The 24,438-nt window shown below is 68.5% G+C and carries 29 protein-coding genes; 19 read left to right on the top strand and 10 right to left on the bottom strand.

The genetic code is table 11. The annotated features are described in order from the left end of the window. Positions 1-26: 26 nt before the first annotated feature. Positions 27-1,298: a formamidase gene (fmdA, locus tag NO878_RS05550; protein ID WP_256404968.1), complete on the top strand. Its 1,272-nt coding sequence runs from the start codon at positions 27-29 to the stop codon at positions 1,296-1,298. Positions 1,299-1,328: 30 nt separating this feature from the next. Here the strand turns inward: fmdA and NO878_RS05545 are convergent, their stop codons facing one another. After that, a complete protein-coding gene (locus NO878_RS05545) occupies positions 1,329-2,609 on the bottom strand; it encodes an NAD(P)/FAD-dependent oxidoreductase (protein ID WP_256404967.1) in 1,281 nt (426 codons plus the stop codon). Positions 2,610-2,686: 77 nt separating this feature from the next. On the opposite strand from NO878_RS05545, the gene NO878_RS05540 reads away from it, so the two are divergent. The 4 genes from NO878_RS05540 to NO878_RS05525 all read left to right on the top strand — a co-directional run bounded on the left by NO878_RS05540 (position 2,687) and on the right by NO878_RS05525 (position 6,081). Continuing rightward, entirely contained in the window at positions 2,687-3,856 is a 1,170-nt protein-coding gene (locus NO878_RS05540; RefSeq protein WP_256404966.1) for a pyridoxal-phosphate dependent enzyme, read from the top strand. A gap of 75 nt (positions 3,857-3,931) precedes the next feature. Next, a complete protein-coding gene (locus tag NO878_RS05535) occupies positions 3,932-4,639 on the top strand; it encodes a metal-dependent transcriptional regulator (RefSeq protein ID WP_256404965.1) in 708 nt (235 codons plus the stop codon). Continuing rightward, positions 4,636-5,346: a TMEM165/GDT1 family protein gene (locus tag NO878_RS05530; RefSeq protein WP_256404964.1), complete on the top strand. Its 711-nt coding sequence runs from the start codon at positions 4,636-4,638 to the stop codon at positions 5,344-5,346. Before NO878_RS05535 ends, NO878_RS05530 begins: the two co-directional genes overlap by 4 nt. 111 nt (positions 5,347-5,457) lie before the next feature. After that, a complete protein-coding gene (locus NO878_RS05525) occupies positions 5,458-6,081 on the top strand; it encodes a LysE family translocator (RefSeq protein ID WP_379824194.1) in 624 nt (207 codons plus the stop codon). A gap of 2 nt (positions 6,082-6,083) precedes the next feature. Here the strand turns inward: NO878_RS05525 and NO878_RS05520 are convergent, their stop codons facing one another. Then, positions 6,084-6,509, bottom strand: coding sequence for a VOC family protein (locus NO878_RS05520; RefSeq protein WP_256404961.1), 426 nt, complete (start codon positions 6,507-6,509; stop codon positions 6,084-6,086). An 86-nt stretch (positions 6,510-6,595) separates the two neighbouring features. Between NO878_RS05520 and NO878_RS05515 the strand changes: the two genes are divergently transcribed. The 6 genes from NO878_RS05515 (at position 6,596) to NO878_RS05490 (ending at position 12,741) form a co-directional block, all read left to right on the top strand. Then, a complete protein-coding gene (locus NO878_RS05515; protein WP_256404960.1) occupies positions 6,596-7,762 on the top strand; it encodes a M24 family metallopeptidase in 1,167 nt (388 codons plus the stop codon). Positions 7,763-7,799: 37 nt separating this feature from the next. Beyond that, the gene (locus tag NO878_RS05510; RefSeq protein WP_256404959.1) at positions 7,800-8,969 is read left to right on the top strand and encodes an MFS transporter; all 1,170 of its coding nucleotides are present in this window, start codon (positions 7,800-7,802) and stop codon (positions 8,967-8,969) included. A gap of 59 nt (positions 8,970-9,028) precedes the next feature. Further along, on the top strand, positions 9,029-9,760 hold the full coding sequence (locus tag NO878_RS05505; protein ID WP_256404958.1) for a prephenate dehydrogenase/arogenate dehydrogenase family protein: 732 nt from the start codon (positions 9,029-9,031) through the stop codon (positions 9,758-9,760). After that, entirely contained in the window at positions 9,757-11,151 is a 1,395-nt protein-coding gene (locus NO878_RS05500; protein ID WP_256404957.1) for a small ribosomal subunit Rsm22 family protein, read from the top strand. Before NO878_RS05505 ends, NO878_RS05500 begins: the two co-directional genes overlap by 4 nt. A gap of 80 nt (positions 11,152-11,231) precedes the next feature. Further along, a complete protein-coding gene (surE, locus tag NO878_RS05495; protein WP_256404956.1) occupies positions 11,232-12,017 on the top strand; it encodes a 5'/3'-nucleotidase SurE in 786 nt (261 codons plus the stop codon). Between the two features lie 43 nt (positions 12,018-12,060). Then, the gene (locus NO878_RS05490) at positions 12,061-12,741 is read left to right on the top strand and encodes a carbonic anhydrase (RefSeq protein WP_256404955.1); all 681 of its coding nucleotides are present in this window, start codon (positions 12,061-12,063) and stop codon (positions 12,739-12,741) included. A 286-nt stretch (positions 12,742-13,027) separates the two neighbouring features. Here NO878_RS05490 and NO878_RS05485 read toward each other — a convergent pair whose 3' ends face one another. From NO878_RS05485 to NO878_RS05470, 4 genes are read right to left on the bottom strand one after another with little or no spacing between them, the layout of a single operon-like run. Beyond that, a complete protein-coding gene (locus tag NO878_RS05485; protein ID WP_256404954.1) occupies positions 13,028-13,315 on the bottom strand; it encodes a chorismate mutase in 288 nt (95 codons plus the stop codon). Then, a complete protein-coding gene (locus NO878_RS05480; protein WP_256404953.1) occupies positions 13,312-14,202 on the bottom strand; it encodes a shikimate kinase in 891 nt (296 codons plus the stop codon). The genes NO878_RS05485 and NO878_RS05480 overlap by 4 nt, the downstream gene beginning before the upstream one ends. A gap of 40 nt (positions 14,203-14,242) precedes the next feature. Next, complete coding sequence (locus NO878_RS05475) at positions 14,243-14,734, bottom strand: hypothetical protein (RefSeq protein WP_256404951.1); 492 nt, start codon at positions 14,732-14,734, stop codon at positions 14,243-14,245. 1 nt (position 14,735) lies between these two features. Beyond that, complete coding sequence (locus NO878_RS05470) at positions 14,736-15,962, bottom strand: hypothetical protein (protein ID WP_256404950.1); 1,227 nt, start codon at positions 15,960-15,962, stop codon at positions 14,736-14,738. 109 nt (positions 15,963-16,071) lie between these two features. Between NO878_RS05470 and nth the strand changes: the two genes are divergently transcribed. Beyond that, a complete protein-coding gene (gene nth, locus NO878_RS05465) occupies positions 16,072-16,758 on the top strand; it encodes an endonuclease III (RefSeq protein ID WP_256404949.1) in 687 nt (228 codons plus the stop codon). On the opposite strand, the gene NO878_RS05460 is transcribed toward nth, so the two are convergent. Next, entirely contained in the window at positions 16,755-17,231 is a 477-nt protein-coding gene (locus NO878_RS05460; RefSeq protein WP_256404948.1) for a DUF7321 family protein, read from the bottom strand. The two genes, nth and NO878_RS05460, sit on opposite strands and share 4 nt — an antisense overlap. Before the next feature lie 154 nt (positions 17,232-17,385). Between NO878_RS05460 and NO878_RS05455 the strand changes: the two genes are divergently transcribed. Genes NO878_RS05455 through NO878_RS05425 form a run of 7 tightly spaced genes read left to right on the top strand, consistent with a single transcriptional unit; the run spans position 17,386 to position 21,542 of the window. After that, a complete protein-coding gene (locus NO878_RS05455; RefSeq protein ID WP_256404947.1) occupies positions 17,386-18,210 on the top strand; it encodes a DUF7319 domain-containing protein in 825 nt (274 codons plus the stop codon). A 54-nt stretch (positions 18,211-18,264) separates the two neighbouring features. Then, entirely contained in the window at positions 18,265-18,900 is a 636-nt protein-coding gene (locus NO878_RS05450; protein ID WP_256404946.1) for a halocyanin domain-containing protein, read from the top strand. Next, complete coding sequence (locus tag NO878_RS05445) at positions 18,901-19,287, top strand: DUF7318 family protein (protein WP_256404945.1); 387 nt, start codon at positions 18,901-18,903, stop codon at positions 19,285-19,287. A 3-nt stretch (positions 19,288-19,290) separates the two neighbouring features. Continuing rightward, positions 19,291-20,085, top strand: a complete 795-nt coding sequence (locus NO878_RS05440) for a cytochrome b (protein ID WP_256404944.1) — start codon at positions 19,291-19,293, stop codon at positions 20,083-20,085. Between the two features lie 3 nt (positions 20,086-20,088). Next, on the top strand, positions 20,089-20,868 hold the full coding sequence (locus NO878_RS05435; RefSeq protein WP_256404943.1) for a cytochrome b family protein: 780 nt from the start codon (positions 20,089-20,091) through the stop codon (positions 20,866-20,868). 10 nt (positions 20,869-20,878) lie between these two features. Beyond that, positions 20,879-21,268, top strand: a complete 390-nt coding sequence (locus tag NO878_RS05430) for a DUF7315 family membrane protein (protein WP_424020083.1) — start codon at positions 20,879-20,881, stop codon at positions 21,266-21,268. Continuing rightward, on the top strand, positions 21,261-21,542 hold the full coding sequence (locus NO878_RS05425) for a DUF7314 family protein (RefSeq protein WP_256404942.1): 282 nt from the start codon (positions 21,261-21,263) through the stop codon (positions 21,540-21,542). The genes NO878_RS05430 and NO878_RS05425 overlap by 8 nt, the downstream gene beginning before the upstream one ends. Before the next feature lie 122 nt (positions 21,543-21,664). Here NO878_RS05425 and NO878_RS05420 read toward each other — a convergent pair whose 3' ends face one another. From NO878_RS05420 to NO878_RS05410, 3 genes are all read right to left on the bottom strand, one after another. After that, entirely contained in the window at positions 21,665-22,105 is a 441-nt protein-coding gene (locus NO878_RS05420) for a DUF7313 family protein (protein WP_256404941.1), read from the bottom strand. Between the two features lie 41 nt (positions 22,106-22,146). Further along, positions 22,147-22,875: an NAD(+)/NADH kinase gene (locus tag NO878_RS05415; protein ID WP_256404940.1), complete on the bottom strand. Its 729-nt coding sequence runs from the start codon at positions 22,873-22,875 to the stop codon at positions 22,147-22,149. A 109-nt stretch (positions 22,876-22,984) separates the two neighbouring features. Further along, positions 22,985-24,283 (bottom strand): M20/M25/M40 family metallo-hydrolase, encoded by a 1,299-nt coding sequence (locus tag NO878_RS05410; protein WP_256404939.1) that lies wholly within the window; start codon positions 24,281-24,283, stop codon positions 22,985-22,987. Between the last annotated feature and the right edge of the window lie 155 nt (positions 24,284-24,438).

Raw genomic sequence — 24,438 nt, 5'->3', positions numbered from 1 at the left:
TGGGTACCACACGACCCACGATACCAATGCCCGAAGTGAAATTCGAAGTCGACGTTGACAGTCCCCCCGACGAACAGCCCGGTGCGAACCCGTTCAACCGCTGGCATCCGGACATCCCTGCGGTCGTCGAGGTCGACGACGGCGACACCGCTCGCCTCGAAGCCCTCGACTGGACCGGCGGTCAGATCACCGATAACGACGACCCCGACGAGGTACGCGACGTCGACCTCACACAGGTCCACTATCTCGCCGGCCCCGTCCACGTCAACGGTGCCGAACCCGGTGACCTCCTGAAAGTCGAGTTCCTCGATATGGGGCCGCTCAACGGCCGCTCGGAGTTCGGGTTCACCGGCACCTTCTCACAGCAAAACGGCGGGGGATTCCTCACCGATCACTTCTCGGATGCCGCCAAGTCGGTCTGGGATCTGGACGGCTACACCGTCTCCTCTCGGCACGTGCCCGACGTCCGCTACGAGGGGAAGATCCACCCCGGCCTCGCCGGGTGTGCCCCCAGCCAGGAACTCCTCGACGAGTGGAACGAGCGCGAGCAGGCACTCATCGACAAGTTCGAGGAGGACCCCGACTCGATTCCGAACCACCCGACAAACGAGGCCGAACCCGGTGTGGCCAATCCGCCGACCCCCGAGGGCGCGCTGATGGGCGAGATGGATCCCGAGGAGGCCGAGGAGGCAGCCAAGGAGGGTGCCCGGACGGTTCCGCCACGCGAACACGGCGGCAACCACGACATCAAGGACCTCTCGATTGGATCGACCGTCTACTTCCCCGTCTACGTCGACGGAGCCAAGTTCGGCGTCGGCGACTTCCACGCCTCGCAGGGTGACGGTGAGATCACCTTCTGTGGCGCAATCGAGATGGCCGCGTACATCGACTGCAAGTTCGAGGTGGTGAAAAACGGGATGGAGGACCACGGCGTCACCCACCCCATCTTCGAACCGGGACATCGCGGCCCCAACTTCGAGGATTACGTCACCTTCTGTGGCTACTCCGTCACCGAGGACGGCGAACAGAAGTACATCGACTCGCATACGGCCTACCGCCGGGCGTGTCTGCAGGCCATCGACTACCTGAAGCAGTTCGGGTACACGGGCCAGCAGGCCCTGCACATCCTCGGCACGGTGCCCGTCGAGGGCCGACAGAGCGGCGTCGTCGACGTGCCCAACGCGTGTTCGACGCTCGCGCTGCCGACCGGCGCCTTCGACTTCGACCTCTCGCCGGGGAGCCTCGGCAACGCCGAGGACCGCGGCGACCTCGTCGTCACCGACGAACCGCTCGGCTGACGCCGCCGGGTTCGATCTTTTATTTCGCGCTTACAGCTCCGACAGCGCCGCTGCCGCGGCCTCTCGCCCACTCCGCATCGCCCCCTGGATCGACGACCACGCCGTGTGGTCACCAGCGAGGTAGACGGGACCGTCGGGGTCGTCGACGCCCGGCAGGTCGTCGTGGACGCCCGGCGGCTGGGCGAACTGGGCGAACTCGATCCGGTCGGTGTGGACGCCCGACAGTCCGCCGAATCGGCGTTCGGGATACCACGCCGCGAGCGCCTCGCGGGTCGCCTCGACGAGTACGTCGTCGGGCGTATCGAGGACGTCGTCGCCGAGGAAGGTCGCACAGAGCAGTCGGCGGTCGTCGGGGGCGTAGCTCGGTGCCACCGCCGAGAGCGGGACGACGGCGTTCGGCTTGTCGTCGGCCGCGTTCAGGTGGATCTTCCGAGCGTCGTTGAGGGAAGGGCCGTCGGGCAGGGCGCAGTACAGGGTGACAGAGGAGCGGGCGGCGGTGGGAACCGACGCCACGCCGGTCAGGCGTTTCGCCGTTCGCGGGTCGGTGGCGACGACGGCGGCGTCGGCGTCGACGGTGCGACGCTCGGCCTCGACGGTCACCCTCCCGTTTCGGTCGTTCGTGACCGCGGCGACGGGGTCGTCGAGACGGATCGTCGCCCCGGCCTCACGGGCCCGGGCCGCCAACTGCTTGGGGACGGCAGCCATCCCCTCCGCGGGGAGGGCGATCAGTCCCTCGCTCATCGCCTTGAACGTGTACTCGAAGACGCGCTTGGACGTCGACAGCGAGCGGTCGAGCGTGATGCCGCCGTAGAAGGGCGCAACGAAGTTGTCGAGATACTTCTCGGAGAAGCCCCAATCGCGGAGATAGTCGTCGATCCGGTCGTCGGGGCTCTCGAAGATGGCCGTCTCGTCGCGTTCGCCCACGTGCTGTCGGAGGGCGAGCGTCCGGAGTTTGTCGGTCGTCGTCACCTCGCGGTTGAACAGGCTATCGGTGAGCGAGAGCGGGTCGCGTAGCGGGTCCGAGAGGACCGACCGCTCGCCGGGGCGAGCGATGACGGCGCCCGGCGAGAACGACTGCAGGTCGAGCGCGCTGAGATCGAGTTCCCGGCGCACGGCCGGATAGGCGGTAAAGAGGACCTGAAAGCCTCGGTCGAGGGTGAATCCGTCTCGGCGGCGGGTCCGGACCCGGCCGCCCACCTCCTCGCGGCGTTCGAACACGGTGACGTCGGCGCCGGCGTCGGCGAGGTGTCGCGCGGCGACGAGCCCCGCCAGTCCGGCGCCGGCGACGGCGACCGACGGTGTGTCGTCCATATCGGACGGTCGGCCGGCGATGGTAAAGAAGCCATGCTCATGGACAGGGATTTGCCCCTCCGGTCGCAACCGCCGGCATGGACACCGCCGAACGGCTCCTCGGTCTCGACTGTACGGCAACCGGCGAGCGGTACGACCTCGATCACGTCGGCCGGAGCGACGCGGGCGCACCGCTCGACCCGGTCTACGACCTCGACGCCGTCGACCCCGCGGCCCTGCCGGCCGCGCCGCGGTCGATGTGGGACTACGACGCGCTCTTGCCGGTCGACGCCGCGGACGCCGTCTCGGCTGCCGAGGGGGCAACGCCGCTGCTCGACGCCACCGACCTCGCCGCCGACCTCGGCGTCGGCGCGGTCCTCCTCAAAGACGAGGGGCGAAACCCTACAGGAACGATCCTCGACCGCGGACTCTCGGTTGCGGTGACGATGGCCGACCGGCAGGGTGCCGACCTGTTGGGACTCGCGGCCGCCGGCAACGCCGGCCAGTCCGCTGCGGCCTACGCCGGCCGGGCCGACATCGACTGCTATGCCTTCCTCCCCTCCCGGGCACCCTTCCCCAACAAGGCGATGGTGAACGTCCACGGCACGGACATGCGCGTGAGCGGCGGACGGTATCCCGACGCGCTCGCCGCGCTCCACGACGACCTGGCCCGCGAGTGGTACTCGCTGCAGGAGTTCACGACGCCGTACCGCCACGACGGCTACCGGACGCTGGCCTACGAGGTGGCCGGCGCACGCGACTGGACGGCGCCGGACGCCGTCGTCGTCGCCGTCGGCACCGGCGAGACGCTGGTGGGGATCGAACGCGGATTCCGTGACCTCGTCACTCTGGGCCTGACCGACCGAATGCCTCGGGTCCACGCCGTCCAGGCCGAGGGCTGTGCGCCCATCGTCGACGCCCACGACGGCGACGGCGAGGTCCACCCGGTCGAGTATCCCGACACCATCTGTGGTGAACTCGAGATTCCCGACCCCGCGGGTGGTGCGCTCGCGCTTGACGCCATCGCGGCAAGCGAGGGCGAGGCCGTCGCCGTCGACGACGACGATATGCTGGAGAGCGCGGTGGCGCTGACACAGCGACTGGGTACCGAGGTGGGCGCGACGGGCGGTGCCGCCGCCGCCGGCGCGTGGGCGCTCGCGGAGCGGGGCGCCCTCGGCGACGACGAGACGGTCGTACTGATCAACGCCGATGCCGGCGTGAAGACGGCGGACCTGCTCCGGAGCCACCTGATGAGCCAGGGCGTCTGAGGGTTTACCCCGGACCACTCTAGTATTTGGCGCGACAGGTTTATAGATTAGACGTGTCTAAAACCGGGCACGCAGATGTTGAGTGACGCGATGGAAGATTATCTCAAGGCGATCTATCGGCTCCAATCGGAGGAGGGTGCGCCGGTCGCGACCTCCGCCATTGCCGACGAGGTCGGCAAGACGGCGCCGACGGTGACCAGCATGGTCGAGAAGCTCACGGAGCGAAACCTGCTGGAACGCGAGAAGTACAAGGGCGTCGAACTGACGACCGAGGGCGAGACGGTCGCCTTGGAGGTGATCCGGCACCACCGGCTGCTCGAAGCGTACCTCGCCGAGCATCTCGACTACTCGTGGACGGACGTCCACGCCGAGGCGGACGCGCTCGAACACCACATCTCCGAGGAGTTCGAGCGCCGGGTCGCCGAGGCGCTCGGCGACCCCGAGGTCGATCCGCACGGCGATCCCATCCCCTGCGCGGAACTCCGCCCGCTCGACGGCGACGAGACCACGCCCCTGACGGACCACGAACCGGGCGCGTGCGTAGTCGTCGAACGAGTTCGTGACCGCGACGAGGCGGAACTCGCGTACCTCGACGACGTGGGCGTCCGCCCGGGGTCGGAACTCGACGTCGTCGACGTCGCCCCCTTCGGGATGGTTACGGTCCGGATCGGCGACGACGAGCAGAGCCTCCCTGAAGGCGTCGCGCGGACGATTCGGGTCCGTCCGGTCGACACGGACCGGGTGAACGACCGGGACGAACTCGAAGGGGTGAGCGGCGCGTGACGGGCTGGCTGGAGATTCTCACCGTCGCCTTCGTCGCCCAGCTCGTGGTCCTGCCCGGCGAGAAGGTGCAGTTCATCATCGCGGGACTCTCGACCCGGTACAACCCGATGGTGGTCGTGAGCGCGGCGGGGGCGGCCTTCGCCGGCTGGACCACCCTCGAAATCCTCTTTGGCGAGGCACTCCAGCGCGCCCTGCCGCCGGTCGTCCTCGACGCCTTCACCGCTGGTCTGTTTCTCGTCTTTGCGATCCTGCTCTATCGGTCTGCGCCGTCCAACGGCGATCCCGAGGCGGTCGACGCCGCGACCACCGACGGCGGGATGACGTCGCTGTCGACGGACTTCGAGCCGCGAGTGTTCGGCCGGGAACTGCCGGACGCACTCGGTGGCTTCGTGCCCATCTTCGCGATGATGGCGGTCGGCGAATTCGGCGACAAGACCCAACTCGTCACCATCGGCCTCGCCGCTCAGTACGGTGCCAGCCCGGCCATCTGGGCCGGCGAGATGCTCGCCATCATCCCCGTGAGCCTGGCCAACGCCTTCTTTTTCCACAGATTCTCCCACCGGCTGGATCTCCGGAAGGCGCACCTCTTCTCGGCCGGCCTCTTTGCCTTCTTCGCGGCCGACACCGTCCTGAGCATCGCCACCGGCTTCTCCGTCTGGGAGACGGCCGTCGACGCCGCCTCGACGGCCGTCCTGGCGCTGGTGTAAAGCGCCAGCGTTTTTCTCGATGCCGGCCAGAGTCGACCCGTGCCGAATCCCCTCCCGTCGCTCTTGGCCGGTGTCGTCTTCGGCCTCGCGCTCGCGGCCCCACCAGGACCGATGAACGCCGTCATCGCCGAGGAGTCGGTCAACAACGGCTGGTTCGCGGGCGCCCGGACCGGCTTGGGCGCGATGACCGCCGACGCCGTTTTCCTCGTCTGTTCGCTGCTCGGCGTCGTCACCTTCGTTGAGCGGTTCCCCACCGTCCGCGCCGTCATGGTCGGTGTCGGGGGCGTCCTCATGCTTTATTTCGCCTACGGGGCCGCCCTGGACGCCGCCGGCGACACGGAGACGGTGCCGACCGGCGGGTCGACCCTGCCAACCCGAGCGACCACCGGCTTCCGGAAGGCGTTCATCCTCGCGCTCACCAACCCCTACCAGATCCTCTTCTGGCTGACTATCGGCGTCGGCCTACTGGAACCCGGTCGGCTGGACGTTCTCGCGTACACGCCCTACGTCGGCGCCGACCTGGCCGGACTGCTGGTGGTGCAAACCGGCAGCCCGGCGCTCATCGTCGGGTTCTTCCTCGGAATCGTCGTCTGGATCACCGGCTTTCCCGCCGCGCTCCGGGCGGCCCAGCGCCGTGTCGCCAAGTTCGCCCCGCTCGTCGCCGGCGCGAGCGCCCTCGTGCTCGCCGGGTTCGGCGTGGTCTTTCTCGTCGACGCCGTCCGGACGCTCGTGTAATCTCACCCCTCGGCGGGCGCGTCGTCGTCGCCGTACCTGGCGAACTCCACTAGGTTGTCGTCCGGGTCCCGTACGTACACCGACGTGAGCGTCCCGACCGCACCGGTCCGCTCGACCGGCCCGGCAACGATGTCGATTCCCCGGTCGCGCAGGCGCTCGATCACCGTCGGCACCGGCGTCTCCGTCAGAAGACAGAAGTCGCCGGCGCCGGGCGTCGGTGACGCGGCGACGTGGTCGACGTCGTTGTCGACGGGGTGGAGGTTGATTTTCTGTGCGCCGAAGTGCACCGCCTTCCGGCCGTCGCCAAAGGTTTTGACCTCGGCGCCGAGGGCGGCGTAGAACTCGCAGGTCGCCTCGACGTCCTCGACGGTGAGGACGAAGTGGTCGATGCCGGTCAGCGTCGGCTGGTCGTCGGACTGTGGTGCCATGCCATCTGTCCCGACGCCAGGGGCATAACTGTCGGCCGTGGTGCCCACACCAAGCGTATTTGTCGCCTGCTCCCCGACTGGAGGGCATGGATCCGGACCTCTCTGCGCTCGACGCCACCCTCGGCGACTGTGACGGCTACCTCGTCGACGCCGACGGCGCCGACTCGACCCAGCGGTATCTCTCCGGCTTCGACGCGCCCGACCCCTTCCTCACCTGCTACACCCCCGCGGGCGTCCACCTCCTCGTCTCGGGGCTGGAGTACGGCCGCGCGCGAACCGACGCTCGGGCCGACACCGTCTCGCGGCTCTCCACGTACGACTACCGCGAGCGGGTGAGCGAGGCCGGTCCCGTCGCCGGGCGGGCCGCCGTCGTCGCCGACTTTCTCGCCGACCGTGGGGTCGACTCGGTGCTCGTCCCCGCGCGCTTCCCGCTCGGCACCGCCGACGGCCTGCGCGAGGCCGGCGTGACCGTCCGCGTCGACGGCGACGACGCGGTGACGCGCATCCGCGCGGTCAAGACGGACGCCGAAATCGAGCACGTTCGCCGGGCCCAACGGGCGAACGAGCGGGCGATGGCGACCGCCGAGTCGCTGATCGAGTCGACGACAGTCGTTTCGGGCGTCCTCCACCACGACGGCGAGCCGTTGACGAGCGAGGCCGTCCGGCGGGCCATCGAACGGACGCTCCTCGACGAGGGGTGTGCGCTCGACGAGACCATCGTCGCCTGCGGGGCCGACGCGGCCGACCCTCACGACCGGGGGTCCGGCCCGCTCCGTGCCGACGAGCCAATCGTCGTCGACATCTTTCCCCGAGACAAGGAGACGCGCTACCACGCGGACATGACACGGACGTTCCTGCGCGGGGAGCCCGATCCCACCCTTCGAGAGTGGTTCGAGGTGACCGACGAGGCTCGGCGGGCGGCGCTTGACGCCGTCGAACCCGGAGTCACGGGCGAGGCGGTCCACGCGGCCGCCTGCGACGTCTACGAGGCCGCCGGCCTCCCGACGCTCCGGACCGACCCCACGACCGAGACGGGCTTCATCCACAGCACTGGCCACGGCGTCGGCCTCGACGTCCACGAACTGCCACGGGTCGCCCCCGACGGCGACGCACTCGAACCCGGGAACGTGATCACCATCGAGCCGGGGCTGTACGACCCCGAGGTTGGCGGCGTCCGCATCGAGGACCTCGTCGTCGTCACCGCAGAGGGCGCGGAGAACCTGACGGAGTACCCGGTCGAACTGGTCGTCTGATCGCAAAGCACTTGCTTGCGGTGAGTCCAACCCCGGTGTGCACTGGCGGTATCGCCACACTGTCCTCGCGCTCTGTACGCTCGCCTTCGCGTCGACGATGCTGGCGCGACTGGTCATCAGTCCGGTCGTCCCGGACGTAACCGGGCACTTCGACGTCTCGACCGGTGCGGTCGGTCTCGCGCTCTCGGGCATGTGGGCCGCCTACGCCCTCACACAGTTCCCGTCGGGGATCCTCGGCGACCGCTTTGGCGAGCGCCGGGTCATCCTCGCGGCGGTCGGGATCACCGCCGCCGCTAGCCTCTCGCTTTCGCTCGCCCCGACCTTCGCCGTCTTCGCCGTCCTGACCGTTGCGCTCGGTGCCGGCGCCGGCCTCCACTACAGCGTCGCCACCTCGCTTCTCACAAAGGAGTTCGACGACATCGGCCGGGCCATCGGCGTCCACGTCGCCGGCGGGCCACTGGCGGGGCTCGTTGCACCCGTCGTCGCTACCGCCGTCGCCGTCCGCTTCGGCTGGCGGGCCGCCATCGCCGTCGGCGCCGCCGTTGCGCTCCCGGCGTTCGTCGCCTTCGCCTGGCGGGTCAAGCGGACGCCTCCCGAGCGTCCCGACGAGGCGATGCGCGACCGGATGGCGATCCGACCGCTGATCGCCGTCCTCTCTCGCCCACCCATCGCGTTCACGACGCTCGTGGCTTGTCTCGGTGCCTTCTCCTGGCAGGCGACCGCCTCCTTTCTTCCGACCTTCCTCGTTACCTTTCGTGACCTGCCCGAGACGACCGCGGGCCTCCTCTTTTCGGCTTACTTCGTCGTCAACGGCCTCGTCCAGCCGGCGACCGGGTGGGTCTCCGACCGGATCGGCCGCGACAGCGCCGCTACCGGTACGATGGCGCTCGGCGTCGTCGGCTACGGCCTGCTGGTCGCCGGGCCGCGGATCGCGCTCTTCCCCGCCGTCGTCTGTGTCGGCGTCGCGATGACGTGGGGGGCGCCCCTTCAGTCGCGGTTCTTCGATACGTTCGAGGCCGACGAGCGTGGGGCCGCCTTCGGCCTCGTTCGCACCGCGTACATGGTGCTCGGGTCGACGGGGAGTGTCGCCGTCGGCGTCCTCTCGGACGCGAGCGGGTGGGCGGCCGCCTACGGCTTGCTCGTGGGCGTAACGGGCGTGGCGCTCGTCGCCCTACTGGCCAATCGGGTGTTTCGACTCGGTCTCTAAACGCCCCGCCGACCGCCCGCACCGAACCCCTTTTGATCGGTGAGGGGAAATCACGGCGCATGGAGCTGCTGGTGGTCGGCGCGGGCGAGATGGGCCGCTGGATCGCCCAGACCGTCGACCGACCCGTCGCCCTCGCCGACGTCGACGCCGCCGCCGCCGAACGGGCCGCCGCCGACCTCGGCGCGGGGGTCCGGGCGGTGCCGACCGACACGAGCGAGACGTTCGCGGCCGTCTGTCTGGCGGTCCCCGTCTCCGCCGTCGACGCGGCCGTCGAACGGTACGCCCCCCGTGCCGAGCGTGCGATGTGTGACGTGACCGGCGTGATGGCCGCCCCCGTGACGGCGATGCGTGCGGCCCTCCCCGACCGCGAGCGGGTGTCGATGCACCCCCTCTTTGCCGCGTCGAACGCCCCCGGAAACGTGGCCGTCGTCGCTGACTCCCCCGGTCCCGTGACTGACGCCATCCGGGCGACGGTGGCCGCCGCCGGCAACCACACCTTCGAGACGACCGTCGAGGAACACGACGCCGCGATGGAGACGGTCCAGGCTGGCGCCCACACCGCCGTCCTCGCTTACGCCCTCGCCGCCGCCGACGTGCGCGAGGAGTTCGCCACCCCCGTCTCCGCCGCGATGGACGACCTCGTGACGGCGGTCACCGGCGGCACCCCGCGCGTGTACCGTGAGATTCAGGAGACGTTCGACGGCGCCGACGCCGTCGCGAGGGCCGCCCGACGGGTCGCCGACGCCGAGGGCGAGACCTTCGAGGACCTCTACCGTGAGGCCGGCGAATGATCGACCGCGAGTCCGTCCGCTCGAACGCGAAGTACCTCCGGCAGGTGCGACCGGTCGACCCCGACGAAATCGCCGACTACATCGACGGCCGGCCGCATCCGGCGGCTGTTCGCCGCGTGCTCCGCGAGGAGGCATACGACCTCGGACTCTTCGAGCGTGCGGACGGCACCTTCGTTCCCGCCGCCGCGGAACCCGTCCCGGCGACCGACTGGGCGCCGACCCGTCTCCCCGACCGGCACGTCGAGACCGTCGAGGAGTTGCTGGTCGCCCGCTACGGCGCGAACTGGCACCGCGGCGAGACCGGTGACCGCCTGCGCGAGGTGATCCGGCGGCTGAAAGACGACTACTACCGTGGCAACCCCGTCGAGTACGACGACGAGGTGGCGCTCGGCTACGCCCTCTATCATCTCCCCGACTACTACGCCGCCGTCGGCTACCCGCTCGACGACCTGGTCGAGCGCTCCTTGCTCCCGCGTCGCCTCCGCGTCCTCGACGTCGGCGCCGGCGTCGGCGGCCCGGCGCTTGGCCTCTTCGAGTATCTCCCCGACGACGCCGTCGTCGACTACCACGCCGTCGAGCCGAGCGCGGCCGCCGACGTCCTCGACAGCCTGCTCGACGGGACACGGCGCAACGTCCGGCCGACGATCCACCGCGACCGGGTCGAGGACTTCGGGTTCGGAGACGCCCCCTACGACCTGATCCTCGCGGCGAACGTTCTGAGCGAACTCGACGACCCTGTCGCCGCCGTCGACCGCTGTCTGGACGCCCTCGCCGACGACGGCACCCTCGTCGCGCTCTCGCCGGCCGACCTCGAAACCAGTACCGGCCTTCGACAGGTTGAGCGCACCGTCGCGGCCGACCGGGACGTGAGCGTCTACGCTCCCACGCTTCGGCTGTGGCCCGGCGCGACGCCGTCGGATCGTGGCTGGTCGTTCGACGAACGCCCGCCGGTCGAGGCGCCTCACCCGCAGCGACGCCTCGACGACGCCGGCACCGATCCCGGCACGTTCACCAACGAGACGGTGAAGTTCTCCTATACGCTCTTCCGGCCGGACGGACAGCGCCGGGTGGGTGTCCGTGCTGACGCCGCCCGCCACGCCCGGATGGCTGACATGGAGCGACACGTCACCGAACGGATCGACCTGCTGGCGGTGAAACTCAGCCGGAACCTCGCCGACGAGGGCAACCCCCTGTTCAAGATTGGCGACGGGAGCGAACGCCTCGAACACTACGCGGTGTTGACGCGGGAGTCGGGGCTGAACCGCACGCTCCGAGAGGCCGATTACGGGGCCGTCATCCGGTTCGAGAACGCCCTCGCGCTCTGGAACGACGACGAGGGGGCGTACAATCTCGTCGTCGACGGCGAGGCCGTCGTCGACCTGGTGGCGTGACGTAGACGCTCGCACCCCGTGCCGCCGTCGGCCGCCGATCAGCCGGAGCGCCTAACTCGTCGGCCTCCCGAAGTGTGGGCATGGACGAGCCACACGTACTCTTGACGAACGACGACGGTATCGACTCCGTCGGGTTCCGTGCCCTCTACGACGCGCTCTCGGCGTTCACCGAGGTGACGGCTGTCGCCCCGAAAGGCGACCAGAGCGCTGTCGGGCGGGCCATGTCCCGCGAGGTGGACGTCGAGGAACACGACCTCGGATACGCCATCCATGGGACGCCCGCCGACTGCACCGTCGTCGGACTCGAGGCGCTCTGTCCCGACGTCGACATGGTGATTGCGGGCTGTAACCGCGGCGCCAACCTCGGGGCGTACGTCCTCGGGCGCTCGGGCACCGTCAGCGCCGCCGTCGAGGCCGCCTTCTTCGACGTGCCGGCCATCGCCGTCTCGCTGTACGTCCCTGGGGCGGACGGCGAGTGGCAACACGCCGCCGACGAGACACACCACTACCGCAACGCCGCCGAGGCGACGCGGTATCTCGTCGATCACGCCGTCGGCGCCGGCGTCTTCGAGCAGGCCGATTACCTGAACGTCAACGTCCCGATCCACGAACCCGGCGACGACCTCGCACCCATCGAGATCACCGAGCCGTCGACGCTCTACGATATGCGCGCCGAACGCGACGGCGACCGGATCGGCCTCACCGATAACGTCTGGGCGCGGATGCGCGAGGGAACCCTCCCCGACCCGCAAGGGACCGACCGGCGGGCCATCGTCGAAGGGCGCGTCAGCGTCTCGCCGCTCACCGCGCCACACACCTCCGAGCACCACGAGGCGCTCGATGCCCTCGCGGAAACCTATCACTGACCGACGCCAACACCTTTGATCGCCCGCTCGCAACCGACGGCCGATGGACGACGCCTTCGTCGACCTCTTACACCGAAACCTGGAACACGCCACCGCGTTCGACGGTCGGTTCGACGACGTCCAGGACGCCCAGCGCCCCCCGGTCGTCACCGTCTGCTGTTCCGACTCCCGGGTCCTCCAAGACCACATCTGGGGCAACGACCGCCCGGGGCAGCTCTTTACCTGCGGTAACATCGGCAACCGCGTCGTCGAGCACACCCACGCGGGCGAGGTGGTCTCTGGGGACGTCCTCTATCCCATCGCCCACACGGGGACCGAAACCGTCGTCGTCGTGGGACACACGGGCTGTGGGGCCGTGACAGCGGCCCACGCCGACCTGACCGACGGCGTCGACGAACCGCCGGGAATCGAGCGCTGTCTCGACCTCCTGACTCCGCATCTGTCGCCGGGCATCGACGCGCTTCCCGACGATCTGACGCGGGCGGCGGCAATCGACCGCCTCGTCGAGTACAACGTCGACCGGCAGGTCGACGCCCTCGTCGGGAGCGACGACGTTCCGTCCGCCGTCGACGTGATCGGCGTCGTCTACGACTTTCAGGACGTCTACTCGGGCCGGCGGGGCGAGGTTCACGTCATCAACGTCGACGGCGAGCACGACCCCGCGACGCTGCGAGCGAGTCACCCCGCTATCGAGGACCGGATCGAACGGCTGTGGACGTACTGAGGCGGGTGGCTGTGACTCGACAGCGGTGAAACGATGCCTCTCGTGCGATTCGACTGCCGGGCATGGTGGCGGAGGTCGACGGACAGAGCCGGCGGCACGTTCCTGCGTACGGACGGGGTGCGGAACGACAGCGTTCTGCGGATCGAACTCTCTCGGCACGTGTCGACTACGAGGGCGTGCGGCGTGGCCACGCCTCAGCGACGACGAGGACATCGACGCTTCGGGAGATTAGCTCGACCCGAGCAACGACTGACGACCGCCCGCAATGCGGCCCGAACCGCAACCCTCAGCGACTCTCCCGCTGCTCCACCTTGTTCAACTCGATGAGCAGGCGGAAGATGGCCTTCACGAGGTTCGCGTCGACGTCGAAGTGTTCGGCGTTCTCGCCCGCCCGATCCATCACGCGGGCCTCCTGTGACTCGTCGGTCGTCGGGAGGTCCCGCTCCGCTTTCACGTCGGCGACTGTGCCCGCGACGTAGGTCCGGCGAGCGATGAGTTCGACGAGTTCGCGGTCGATCTCCTCGATCTCCTCGCGGAGTTCCGAGAGCGACATGTCCTCGGTCACGTCGTTCATTCGATCACCCGTGCGCCATCCGTTCGTGTCGTGGTCATCCATGTGTCTCCCGTCCGTTGATCCCAGTGTTCGCGCACCGCTGCCAGTGTCTCGCGCTCGCCCACGGCGACGACGCTCGGTCCCGTCCCCGAGAGCGAGACGCCCGCGGCGTGGGGCATCGCCTCGACCGCCGGTTCCGTCGGGAACTCTAGGGCGGCCGAGAACGCCAGCCCGTTGACCGTCATCGCCGCGCCGTAGTTCCCATCGAGGGCCAGATCGGCGACGAGGCGGGCCATCGGCGCCACCCGCGCGCATCGTTCCGCGTCGGCGTCGGCACTGAAGGCTCGCTCCGCCGGCGTCCACACGAGGGCGTCCCACTCGATGGCCTCGTGGGCGAGCAAATCGTCCGCGTCGTTGTCGGTGACGGTGACGCCGCCGAGCATACTCGCGCTCGCGTCGTCGAACGCGCCGGTGACGGTGACGCCGGCGTCGCGGGCGGCCCGGACGCCGATACGGCAGGCCTCCTCACGGTCGAGCGTGGCGGCCGCCGTATCCTCGCCGGCCACCGCGCCCGCGACGGGCACCTCCAGCGCCGACAGCGTCGCCAGCACCGTCGCGTTCGCGGCGGCGCTCGAACTCTTCAGCCCCGCGGCCATCGGCACCTCGCTCTCGGTGCGGACGTGTCCGCCCTCCCCGTCGCCGAATCGCTCGACGACGCGTTCGACCGCACGACGAATCAGGCGGGTGTCGGCGTCCGGCGCCCCCGCAATCTCGCCGCTGACGCTCCCGGAGCCGTCGAGTTCGACCCGGGCGGTCGTCTCCGCGTCGATGGCGAAGGCCGACCCCATGCCCGTCGAGAGGGCGTTCAGGATCGTCCCCGCCCCGAGTGCGGCGGCCTCACCGTACATACCGAAGCCCCCGCGAACCGGACAGTTATGTCTGCCGGTCTCACCGAACGATCCGAGAGCCCAGCAGTCCCGCCACGCCGCCCGTGGCCGCCGTGGTGGCCCCGGAAAGCAAGAGCGGACCGACGGCGCCAACGAGCGAGTACGTCTGGTCGGTTCCCGGCCCCGAGACGAGGGCAAGCCCCGCGAGGCCCGCTCCGGCCAACACGAAGAAGCCGACGAGCGACCCGGCGGCGGCGACGGCGCCGGCCGTGCCGTGATTGACGAATCGCGACCCGACGAGCAGCCCGAGCGTCGCGGCGAGGATAGGACCGGCGAAAAACAGCGTCATCGTGGTCTGCAACACCGAGAGCGCGACGAACACGGGGCCAAACGTCGCGGGATCGGACCCGGTTGCCGCCGTGACGAACTGCGTCCGCACCCAGTCGGTGCCGACGAAGCCGACGATACCGAGGGCGACGCCGACGGCGGTGAACGCGCCGACGATCAGGGCCACCTGCCGGCGTGCGGAGGGCCGCGTCGACTGCCGGGACACGTTAGGGTCTCCACAGCCACAGTCGGTCCAGCGCCTCGGTCCAGTCGATGCGCTCTTCCCACGCCACCTCGGCGGGCGCGGCGACAAGGATGAACTGCCCCGCCTGGATCAGGAAGGCGTAGGTCACGTCGCCGTCGGCCTCGTAGTACACTCGGTCCCATCGGTCGCGGCCGAACGAGTAGTGCCCCTCGCGGCTGACAGCGGTGTCGTAGAGACGCTCGACGGCCGCCCCTGCCGTCGCCACGTCGTCGTACCGCTGTACGAACAGTGACGTGTGCTCGTAGTCGAGCGGTTCGAGATCCGTCGGCTGGTCCGCCTCGTCCGGGACGCCGTGGCTCACCACGTACGCGAATCCGGTTCGGCCGGTCGGCTCGCCGACGGACTCGAACTGCGTCCGCTGGCGGGCCAGCAACTCCGCGCCTTCGTTCGTATCGTCCGCGTCGTCGTCGCCGAACGGGTCGCGCTCGACGTACTGCGGGCCGGCGTAGGCGTAGCCCGCGTATCCAGAGGAGTGATAGATCTCGAACAGCCCCGGGTCCGCCTCGTCGTCGTCGTCTTCGTTCTCGTCGTCCTCGTTCTCGTCGTCGTCCGGCGTCTCGTCGTGGAGGTATCGGTAGAGACGTGCGTCGATCTGTCGGTCCGAGAGGACGCGGCGGACGAACAGGTCGCTACGAATCCCTCGGAGGTAGTCATAGAGCCGTTCGAGCTCTACGTCGACCCGGTCGAGGTCGCCCCGGGAGCCAAACCGGCGGATCGTCTCGATGTGGGCGTCGATTTCGTCGCGCATCTGTCCGGGGAGGCCGAAATGTCCGCCGAGCTCTGTCTCTGTGGTCGCGACGGCTCGGTCGGTCGCCCGCCGAACCAGTTCGAGGTTCTCGGCGTCGAACTCCGCGGAGTCCTGCACCCGTCGGACGGTCGCCATCGCGTTGCCGAGGACGCGCTGATACGTCTCGATTGCAGTGTCGTACTCGGTCGCGAACCACTCGATTTCGCCGTACGCCCGCTCCACCTCGCCCGCCAGTTGTCGGTTCGGCACGGGCGCCTCGGTCTGTGGTGTCGCCTCGTCCTCGTCGGTCGCCGGGGCGGCCGTCTCTGCCTCGACCAGTGCCTTGTCGGCCGCGGTTTCGGTCGCCGTCTCGGGGTAGTCGACGTTCGAGCCCCCGGCGGACAGACAGCCGCTGAGCCCGACCGCCGTCCCCACCAACAACCCCCGGCGCGTCCACTCCATGAGCGCGACAAGGGAACCGCCCGGTAAATAATGTACGGCCCCGGTATCGGACGTGAGAGTGCGGGACCCAGCCGACAAACTCAACGGGGATCGGTGCCGACCGCGAGCCATGGGCACGCCACTGGCGTCTCGCGAGGCACAGGCCGCCGAGGTGGTCGACCGACTCTCCGAGGAGTACCCCGACGCCACCATCTCGCTGAACTACGCGAACCGGCTGGAACTGCTCGTCGCCGTCGTCCTGTCGGCGCAGTGTACCGACGAACGGGTCAACGAGGTGACGGCCGATCTCTTCGAGAAGTACACCTCCGCGGCGGACTACGCCGCGGCCGACGAGGACGAACTCGCTGACGATATCTACGGTATCACCTTCCACAACAACAAGGCGGGGTATCTGACCTCGATGGGCGAGACTCTCGTCGCGGACCACGACGGCGACGTCCCAGACACGATGGCCGAACTCACCGACCTCTCGGGGGTCGGCCGCAAGACGGCGAACGTCGTCCTCCAGCACGGCCACGACGTCGTCGAGGGCATCGTCGTCGATACCCACGTCCAGCGGCTCTCGCGTCGACTCGGCCTCACGACCGAGGAGCGGCCAGAGCGGATCGAGACGGACCTGATGGACGTGATCCCCGAAGGCGACTGGCAACAACTGACACACCTACTCATCAGCCACGGGCGGGCGACCTGTGACGCACGCAACCCAGACTGTGACGACTGCGTCCTTGAGGACATCTGCCCGTCCTCGAAACTGGATTCGGATGTCGACCGCGCGAGCGGCGAGGCGTGGAGCTAGAGGTGTAACTGGACGTATCGGACGATTCCGACGAGGTAGGCCCCGAGCCAGAAGAGGACGTATCCGAAGACGCCGACCCGGAGGCGCCCGCGCCACGCACCCATGTTCTCGTGGAGGTCGTTCAGGTCTGTATCGGGGTCGGGGTCACGATAGAGATCGGCCTCGCGTTTCGCCTGGAAGATCCGAACGATGCCCGTCAGCGCGAACGCGAGCATCGCGTAGGCTTGGAGGCCGAGAACGGCGTGCAGGACCGCCAACCCGCCGAACTGGTCCATCAGACGCGGCGCCATCCAGCCGACCACGGGCACCGTCGTCAACACCAGCCCCACTGTGATATACTTCAAGTGCCTCGTCAACACGTCCCACGTCACCGTGTCGTTGTCCAGCACGATCCACGCACCGTAGAGATAGAAGGGGAGGCTCGCGGTCACCGCGAGGCCGGCGAGGGTCGCCACCGTCGCGTCGCGTACCATCGTCGACCGTTAGGCTGGGGTCGTTAAAACGGACGCGGCTCGTGGACCGTCTTCCCCACCACGGTGATGGGGGTGGTCCTCGAACCAGCCCGGACGCCGCCGCGGAGTGGTCAACCGTCACGCTAACAGGGACTCCGGCCCAACACCCAAAGTAATGAGCGACTCGCCCGCACGCGAAGAGGACACCCCTCCCGATGCTGCCGACGAGGCCGACGACGTCCAGGCATTACGTCGACAGGTCGAAGAGAAGTACGACTTCGAGGACTTCGGCCCCAGCGACATGGCGCAGATGAGCGCCGAGGAGTGGGAGGCGGCGTTCGACCCCGAGACGTGGGTCGTCGGCGAAGACTTGCTCGACCGCGTGGAGAACGACCTCAAGAACCGGATCGACACCCGCGAGGTGTTCGCCGTCCTCGAACGCTACGAGGAGGGCGGCGAGGAGCGATTGGTCGCCTACTCCGACGAGGGGTACGCCATCGTCGGCCCCGACGGGAGCGTCGAAGGGCAGGGGACGGTCCTCCGAGACGTAAAACCCACCGTGGCGCTGTGTTCGATGGACTCCTACGCGGTGCCCGACGCGCCCGACGACGTCTCTCTGCCGACCCCCGACGACGTCCCGGAGGGGACGGGACAACTGGGGAACAATCTGCTTCAAGTGGTTGCCGTCGCGCAACTGCTGGCGGGGCTTGGGCTGATCGGCGTCTGGCTGTTCACCGACGCCGTCCCCACGCCGGGGGGGTACGTCAACCTCGTCCCGCCGGTGGTGGGGCTGGTTTTCGCTGGCATCGGCCTGTTCCTCTTTGCGGTCGTCGCCAACGCCCGACTCTCGGATCGCTTCCGGGCCGAGGAGTTCCGTGATCGCTTGCGTGCGACCGGCGTCGACGACGGCGACCGCCCCGACTTCCTCCCGCCGCTGGAGGGGTCGGAGACGGCCTCGACGGGGTCGACCGCCGCCGACGAGACCGGTGACCCGGACTAACGACCACTGGGGAGTCGGTGGGTTTAAGCGCATTCCATCCTCAGTTTTGACCGTATGAAGAGGCGGGATCTCCTGAGAGTGGCCGGTGGGTCCGCCGCCGTTGGAACGGCCGCCGCGACGGCGACGCCAGCCGCCGCACAGGCGTCGTTCGACGGGTGGATGAGCGACGTTGGTAACTACAGCGAGGTGGCCGACGCAACCGGCCAAGACGAGGTAACGATCACGGTCGGTGCCCAGGGTAACGGCGGGAACTTCGGGTTCGACCCCGCGGCCGTTCAGGTCGACCCCGGAACGACCGTCGTCTGGGAGTGGAACGGCGAGGGTGGGCAACACAACGTCGTCGCCGAGGAAGGCGGCGACTTCGAGAGTGAACTCTCCGCCGAAGCCGGCTTTACCTACGAACAGACCTTCGAGGAGGCGACCGTCGCCAAGTACTTCTGCCAGCCCCATCGGGGCCTCGGCATGAAGGGCGTCGTCGTCGCCGGCGAGATTCCCGGCGGCGGTGGCGGCGAGGGCGGCGGTGGTGGTGAGGGCAGCGGTGAGGTCGACCTTCACACCCTCGGCGTCCCGATTCAGGCCCACTGGGTGGGCGGCGCGACGATGCTCGGTATCATCGTCTCGCTCGTGTTCACCTTCTACGTCCTGAAGTACGGCGAGTCGCCGAACACTGGCACCGGGAGGGGAGAGTAGATGTCGTCTAGCGGCAGTACCTACGGCGACATCCACCGGTACGAACCGGCTCGCGAGAGCACAGCCGCGGCCATCGCCATCGTCCTCCTGACGGTCATCGAGGTGGTGTTCGTGTTCATGTTCGCCTACGGCCTCGTGAGCGGATGGGGCCTTACTGAGACGGGCAACATGTTCCTCGGCGCCATCCTGGCTGTCATCTTCGTCGACCTCGCGTTCATCCTCGCGCTGTATCGCAAGGAGTTCCTCCCCGACGTCGTCATCGTCAAGAAGCGACGCCGGAAGTGGGAGGACCTCTACATCAGCGAGGACGACGTCGACGGCACGAGCATCGGCGACGGGGCGTGGGACACCGTCAAACGCGCAGTGTACCCGTACTACAAGCGATAACACATGAGCCTAGAAAAGAAAGACGAGATGGACCACAAGGGGTGGATGAAACGGAAGGATCTGACCCCCGTCGAAGCCACCTTCCTGACGGCACTGGTCTGGATGGACAAGCGGCTCCGCATCGTTGACTACCTTGAGCTGATGGAGAACCTGTACTACAAGGTCAACATGCAGATGCCGAAGAGCCACACGGAACAGTACGATCTAGACAACAAGTTCTGGTACTGGTACCCACTGTACGCGCTGGGGTCGTTCTCGACGCTCGCGTACGTCGTCGCCGCCGTCAGCGGCGCCTTACTCGGGTTCTACTACGCCCCGGCACAGGCGGGTGACCCCAGTACGGCGTACAACTCGATCACGTTCATCATGACCGACCTCCAGTTCGGGTTCATGCTGCGGTCCATCCACCGGTGGTCGGCACAGGTGATGGTCGCGGCCGTGTTCCTCCACATGCTCCGTGTGTACTTCACGGGTGCGTACAAGGAGCCGCGCGAACTCAACTGGCTGCTGGGCATCGTCCTGATCAGCCTGACGATGGTGTTCGGATACACGGGCTACCTGCTCCCGTGGGACCAACTCGCCTTCTGGGCCGGACAGATCGGCGTCGAGATGTCGCTCTCGATTCCGCTGGCCGGTGAGTGGATCGCCCAACTCCTGTTCGGCGGGTTCACCCTCAGTCAGGCGACGCTCCAGCGGATGTACATCCTCCACGTGTTCCTGCTACCCTTCGTCGTGACGACGCTGATCGCTATCCACATCGGCATCGTCTGGGTGCAGGGCATCGCGGAACCCCACTAAACCATGAGCGAAACCGACACCAACACCGACGGCAGCGAGGAGGCTCGCACCGACGGCGGCGGTCCGGGCATCGTTGCCCCGGACGACGAGACGCCGACGTGGCGCGAGCGTAAGGAACGGACGACGGGCCTCTCACGGCTCACCTACGAGTACTTCGAGCGAGCCCGGCGCGAGGACCAAGACCTACGCACCGAGTCCGACTACGTCGAGCGCGACGTACTCGCGTTCCCGACGTGGCCCCACGAGACGGTTCGCAACCTCTCTATCGTGGCGTTCTTCACCGGGATGATCTTCTTCCTCGCGGCGACGATGCCGCCACACATCGGGGCGCCGGCGAATCCGAGTTCGACGCCGGCGATCATCCTGCCGGACTGGTATCTCTACTGGTCGTTCGGCCTGCTGAAGCTCGGCCCACTGAACCCCGACCTCGCCATTCTGGGCGGGCAGAAGCTCACGGCCGACCGCACCTACGGCGTGCTGGCAAACGTCGTCGTCGTCGGCGTCATCGCCATCGTGCCCTTCCTGAACAAGGGGTCGGCGCGACGCCCCGTCGAACAGCCGTTCTGGTCGGCTGTCGGCGTCGGCGGCGTCGTCTTCGCGCTGACGATCAGCCTGCTCGCGGTCAAGAACCTGATGCCGATGAACGTCCACCTCCTGTTCGATCTGACGTTCCTCCTGCCCATCGTGGCGACGACGATCACCTACGCCATCCTGAAGACGATGCGCGAAGGGTATATGTACGACCTCAACCGTCGGTACTACCGGCTCCGGCCGCCGAAGTGACCGACGGTCGATGACTGCTTCTTCGGACGACGTGAGCGACGATCCTGCCGACGACACGCCGACCACCGACAGCGGCCGCCGCGACGTGGTCGTTCCGATGCGCCTCTATAAGACGATCACCGTTTTCTCGACGCTCATCGCCGTCGGCAGCGTCGTTCTCGGCTTCGTCCTGCTCGACGCTGCGACGATACGACTCAGCCTCCTGCGGCGCCTCGTGATCGGTCTGCTCGGCGTTGTCGGCGTCACCCCGCCGTCGACGGTGTTGAGTGCGGTCCTCGCCGTCGCTGGACTCGCGTCGATTACCCTCGGCGCCGGCGTATACGTCCTCGGCACGCGGTTTCGCGCCCGCGGAATGGGAAACTCTCAAGAGGACGCCGCCGAATCTTCAGATAATGGCTGACGAATTCATCAAGGGGGTCGGTATTTTCACTGGCGCCGGCCTCGGCTGGATTGTGCTCGCCGGCTGGTATCGCACGCCGAGTTTCGAGAGCACCCGACAGCTCGTGAGTCCGGTGTCGCCCAACCCCGCGAACGCGGATCTGTTCAACCTGCTTGCCATCGGGCTGATGGACGTGCTCCTCTGGTTCGCAATCCTGGGCCCGCTGGCGTTCTGGGTCCTGCTCCCGGCCGCCAGACAGGCACGCAAGGCGGTCGAGGGTCGACGAAACGCCTGATCGCCCGCGGACGATAGTCCTTTTTTCAAACATGCCGACGAGCTGTGCCTCCCGTGTGCGAGCGTCCGACACGCGTCGCTGGGGGACGGCGTGACGCCGGTGAAGAAAAACGGTCGATTGATTCAGACGATGGCGTTCCAGACCGGTTCGATGAAGATGAACAGGCTCTGGTAGCCGGCGTACAGCAGGGCGAGCAGCGACGCCGCGACGGCGCCCTTTGGACGTTCGAAGGTCATGTCGTTTCGAGCCTCGACCTGCCGGGACTCGAACTCAAAGAAGTCGGTCAACAGCAGGCCGACGGCAATGACCGACATGACCATCCCGCCGTGCGGTTCGACGATCAGGAACACGAACGAGACGACGACGAGCGCCACCATCGACAGCGAGTGGGGCAGGTACCGGCTCAGTTCATCGGCGCCGTCCTCGACTTGCGTCGCGTGGACGGAGTGGGCCCGAATCCGCGTGAGCATGTTCACCAACACCAGCGCCAGCACCACGTGCGCGATGTACGGTTCGAGCGCTTCGAGGGCGCCGACCGGGACGACGAACTGTAGCGGTTGCATGGTTCAACCTGGGCCGGTGACTCATTAGAAGTTTTCCGTTCCTATCCGGTGTTCGTGCCGGTCCCCGCCCCGACACCGTCGACGGGCGCCGTCGCCACCTCGACCGAGCCGGCGCGTTCGACCCGGAGGGCGGCGCCGGCATCGACGGTATCGCGGCGGACGCCGTCGACGAAGAGGCCGACCGCACCCTCCCGTTCCACCGAGAGGTCGAGACCTGCGTCCGGGTCGACGACGCGACGGCTGGGTGCCGTCGAGAACGGTGCAATGGGCACGACTGCGGCGCCGCTGCCGGCTTCGAGTACCGCCCCTCCTGCCGCGGCAGCGTAACCGTCGCTCCCTAGGGGGGTGGCGACGACGATGCCGTCGGCCCGGACGGAATCGAGGTGCGTTCCGCCCGCCGTGACGGCGTACTCCGAGATGCTCGCGGGCGCGTCGGTGACGAGGGCGACGTCTCGGAGTGCGCGCGCGATGATGTCCCCGTCACGACGGACGCCGAGGACGGGGTGTGACTCGTAACCACCGTCGCCCGCAACCAGCGCCGCGAGGGCACTCGCCAGGTCCGGCCGCGCGACGCAGTGTCGGCCACCCGCGTGAGTCACGGGGAGCACGGGCGCGTCGGGTGGATCGGTGACGACCGAACGGACGGCAGCGTCACTGACGGCGACGAGGGCGTCGACGGGGTGGTTCCCGTCCTCGGCGACGAGTGACGCCCCCGCGACGCCTGCTGCCGTCGCGACGGTCCCGTCGTCGCCTCTGACGGCGACGTTCACCGCCGTCCTCCGCTCTCCGCTCCCGACACTCCCCGGCCGGGTTGCTCCGCGTACGGCATCCGCTCCATGCGAGGCACGTCGATCCACGACGGTAAAAAGCCCGTGCGATTCAGAACGGCCAGTCGCCGGTCGCCCGCATGCCGGCCGCGAGGTCCTCGCGCTCCAGGTCGGCGGCGATGGCCTCCGTCGACCGGCGGTCGATCCGGTCGGCATCGGCGAGGGCGGCGACAACGCCCGTGACGAGGATAGCCCCCTCGCGGAGCGTCCGCCGTTCGAGTTTGTCGAGCGTGTCTGCGCGGGTGTGCCCCCAGCCGCGTCCCCGGTCGTCACCCTCGCTCGATACGAGCAGTGCGGGGACACCGCGCGCGACGAACGGCCAGTGGTCGCTGTGTGGGTGCTGGCTCGGGCGGACGGAAACGGGGTGGCCAACGCGGTTGGCGACGTCGGTGACCGCGTCGCCTAGGGCCTCGAAGCCGTGGGTGTACCACTGGAGTGTCCGGCCGCGACAGACGCCGTCACAGTTGACGAGCGCCTGGACGGCGTCGGGGTCGATCCGCTCGGCCTCGCGTTTCGACCCCCGGAGGCCGACCTCTTCGGCGCCGAAACAGACGATTCGGACCCGGCGGGAGAGGTCGGCGTCGCGCGCGAGCAACGCCCGCGTCACTTCGAGGACGGTCGCCGTCCCCGCGGCGTTGTCGACGGCGCCCTCGGCGATGTCGTGGGCGTCGACGTGGCTGGTCAGGTACACCGCGCGGTCGGTATCGGGGCCAATATCGGCCCGGACGACCCCACTCGTCGCCGCGGGCGTCTCGCAGTCGACGCGGACGGTCACCTGCTTGCCCTCGTGTCGGCGGACGAGTCGCGTCCCGACCTCCTTACTCACCCCGACGGCCGGAATGGGACCGAGCGGCGAATCGTCGGTGCCGACACTACCCGTCGGCGCGAGACAGCCAGGGGTGTGGTTGCGGAAGACGAAGGCGGCAGCGCCGGCCTCGACGGCGCGGTAATACTTCTCGCGGCGGTGGATGAACCGGTCGTAGTGGTCGGGCACCGTCGAGGAAACGACGACTACCGCCCCGTCGAGGTCGGCCTCGAAGTCCGCGGGCAGGCCATCGCCACAGTCGACGAGGCGGCCGGTCGCGGACCCAGACGGACTCCGCGGGAGGGCAATCGACTCGGTGTCGCCGTCCGGCGTCTCGACGCCACTCGATCCTCGAACCCACCCCTGGACGTCGAACGTCTCGACGTGTGCGTCCCGGGCGCCGAGGTCCGCGAGCGCGTCGCGGGTCGCGGTCAGCGCCTCGCGTTCGCCGGGGCTGCCGGCCATCCGGTCACCGATGTCGACCAGTCGCTCCAGATGCGACCACCCGGTGTCGCTCGTGAACGTCTCGCCGATCCAGCCGTGCATGGCCACATCTGTCCTCCCGGGCGACTAACCGTTTCGGTCTCCGAACGTCGAACGTCGATACGCTGCATGACAGTCGTCGAAGCAACACCGCCGATACCGAGCGGAGCGGCGCCGAATTCGGCAGGTCTTTATTTATTCGTCTGCGTATGTGATGG

The sequence above is a fragment of the Haloplanus ruber genome (assembly GCF_024494725.1).
Taxonomy (GTDB): domain Archaea; phylum Halobacteriota; class Halobacteria; order Halobacteriales; family Haloferacaceae; genus Haloplanus; species Haloplanus ruber.
This window is presented reverse-complemented; position numbering and strand designations above follow the sequence as displayed.

Bases quoted from the DNA above. Each gene is read 5' to 3' on its own strand.
- fmdA (WP_256404968.1), top strand. From the start codon at position 27: ATGCCCGAAGTGAAATTCGAAGTCGACGTTGACAGTCCCCCCGACGAA.
- NO878_RS05545 (WP_256404967.1), bottom strand. From the start codon at position 2,609: ATGGACGACACACCGTCGGTCGCCGTCGCCGGCGCCGGACTGGCGGGG.
- NO878_RS05540 (WP_256404966.1), top strand. From the start codon at position 2,687: ATGGACACCGCCGAACGGCTCCTCGGTCTCGACTGTACGGCAACCGGC.
- NO878_RS05535 (WP_256404965.1), top strand. From the start codon at position 3,932: ATGTTGAGTGACGCGATGGAAGATTATCTCAAGGCGATCTATCGGCTC.
- NO878_RS05525 (WP_379824194.1), top strand. From the start codon at position 5,458: ATGAACGCCGTCATCGCCGAGGAGTCGGTCAACAACGGCTGGTTCGCG.
- NO878_RS05520 (WP_256404961.1), bottom strand. From the start codon at position 6,509: ATGGCACCACAGTCCGACGACCAGCCGACGCTGACCGGCATCGACCAC.
- NO878_RS05515 (WP_256404960.1), top strand. From the start codon at position 6,596: ATGGATCCGGACCTCTCTGCGCTCGACGCCACCCTCGGCGACTGTGAC.
- NO878_RS05505 (WP_256404958.1), top strand. From the start codon at position 9,029: ATGGAGCTGCTGGTGGTCGGCGCGGGCGAGATGGGCCGCTGGATCGCC.
- NO878_RS05500 (WP_256404957.1), top strand. From the start codon at position 9,757: ATGATCGACCGCGAGTCCGTCCGCTCGAACGCGAAGTACCTCCGGCAG.
- surE (WP_256404956.1), top strand. From the start codon at position 11,232: ATGGACGAGCCACACGTACTCTTGACGAACGACGACGGTATCGACTCC.
- NO878_RS05490 (WP_256404955.1), top strand. From the start codon at position 12,061: ATGGACGACGCCTTCGTCGACCTCTTACACCGAAACCTGGAACACGCC.
- NO878_RS05485 (WP_256404954.1), bottom strand. From the start codon at position 13,315: ATGAACGACGTGACCGAGGACATGTCGCTCTCGGAACTCCGCGAGGAG.
- NO878_RS05480 (WP_256404953.1), bottom strand. From the start codon at position 14,202: ATGTACGGTGAGGCCGCCGCACTCGGGGCGGGGACGATCCTGAACGCC.
- NO878_RS05470 (WP_256404950.1), bottom strand. From the start codon at position 15,962: ATGGAGTGGACGCGCCGGGGGTTGTTGGTGGGGACGGCGGTCGGGCTC.
- nth (WP_256404949.1), top strand. From the start codon at position 16,072: ATGGGCACGCCACTGGCGTCTCGCGAGGCACAGGCCGCCGAGGTGGTC.
- NO878_RS05460 (WP_256404948.1), bottom strand. From the start codon at position 17,231: ATGGTACGCGACGCGACGGTGGCGACCCTCGCCGGCCTCGCGGTGACC.
- NO878_RS05455 (WP_256404947.1), top strand. From the start codon at position 17,386: ATGAGCGACTCGCCCGCACGCGAAGAGGACACCCCTCCCGATGCTGCC.
- NO878_RS05450 (WP_256404946.1), top strand. From the start codon at position 18,265: ATGAAGAGGCGGGATCTCCTGAGAGTGGCCGGTGGGTCCGCCGCCGTT.
- NO878_RS05445 (WP_256404945.1), top strand. From the start codon at position 18,901: ATGTCGTCTAGCGGCAGTACCTACGGCGACATCCACCGGTACGAACCG.
- NO878_RS05440 (WP_256404944.1), top strand. From the start codon at position 19,291: ATGAGCCTAGAAAAGAAAGACGAGATGGACCACAAGGGGTGGATGAAA.
- NO878_RS05435 (WP_256404943.1), top strand. From the start codon at position 20,089: ATGAGCGAAACCGACACCAACACCGACGGCAGCGAGGAGGCTCGCACC.
- NO878_RS05430 (WP_424020083.1), top strand. From the start codon at position 20,879: ATGACTGCTTCTTCGGACGACGTGAGCGACGATCCTGCCGACGACACG.
- NO878_RS05425 (WP_256404942.1), top strand. From the start codon at position 21,261: ATGGCTGACGAATTCATCAAGGGGGTCGGTATTTTCACTGGCGCCGGC.
- NO878_RS05420 (WP_256404941.1), bottom strand. From the start codon at position 22,105: ATGCAACCGCTACAGTTCGTCGTCCCGGTCGGCGCCCTCGAAGCGCTC.
- NO878_RS05410 (WP_256404939.1), bottom strand. From the start codon at position 24,283: ATGCACGGCTGGATCGGCGAGACGTTCACGAGCGACACCGGGTGGTCG.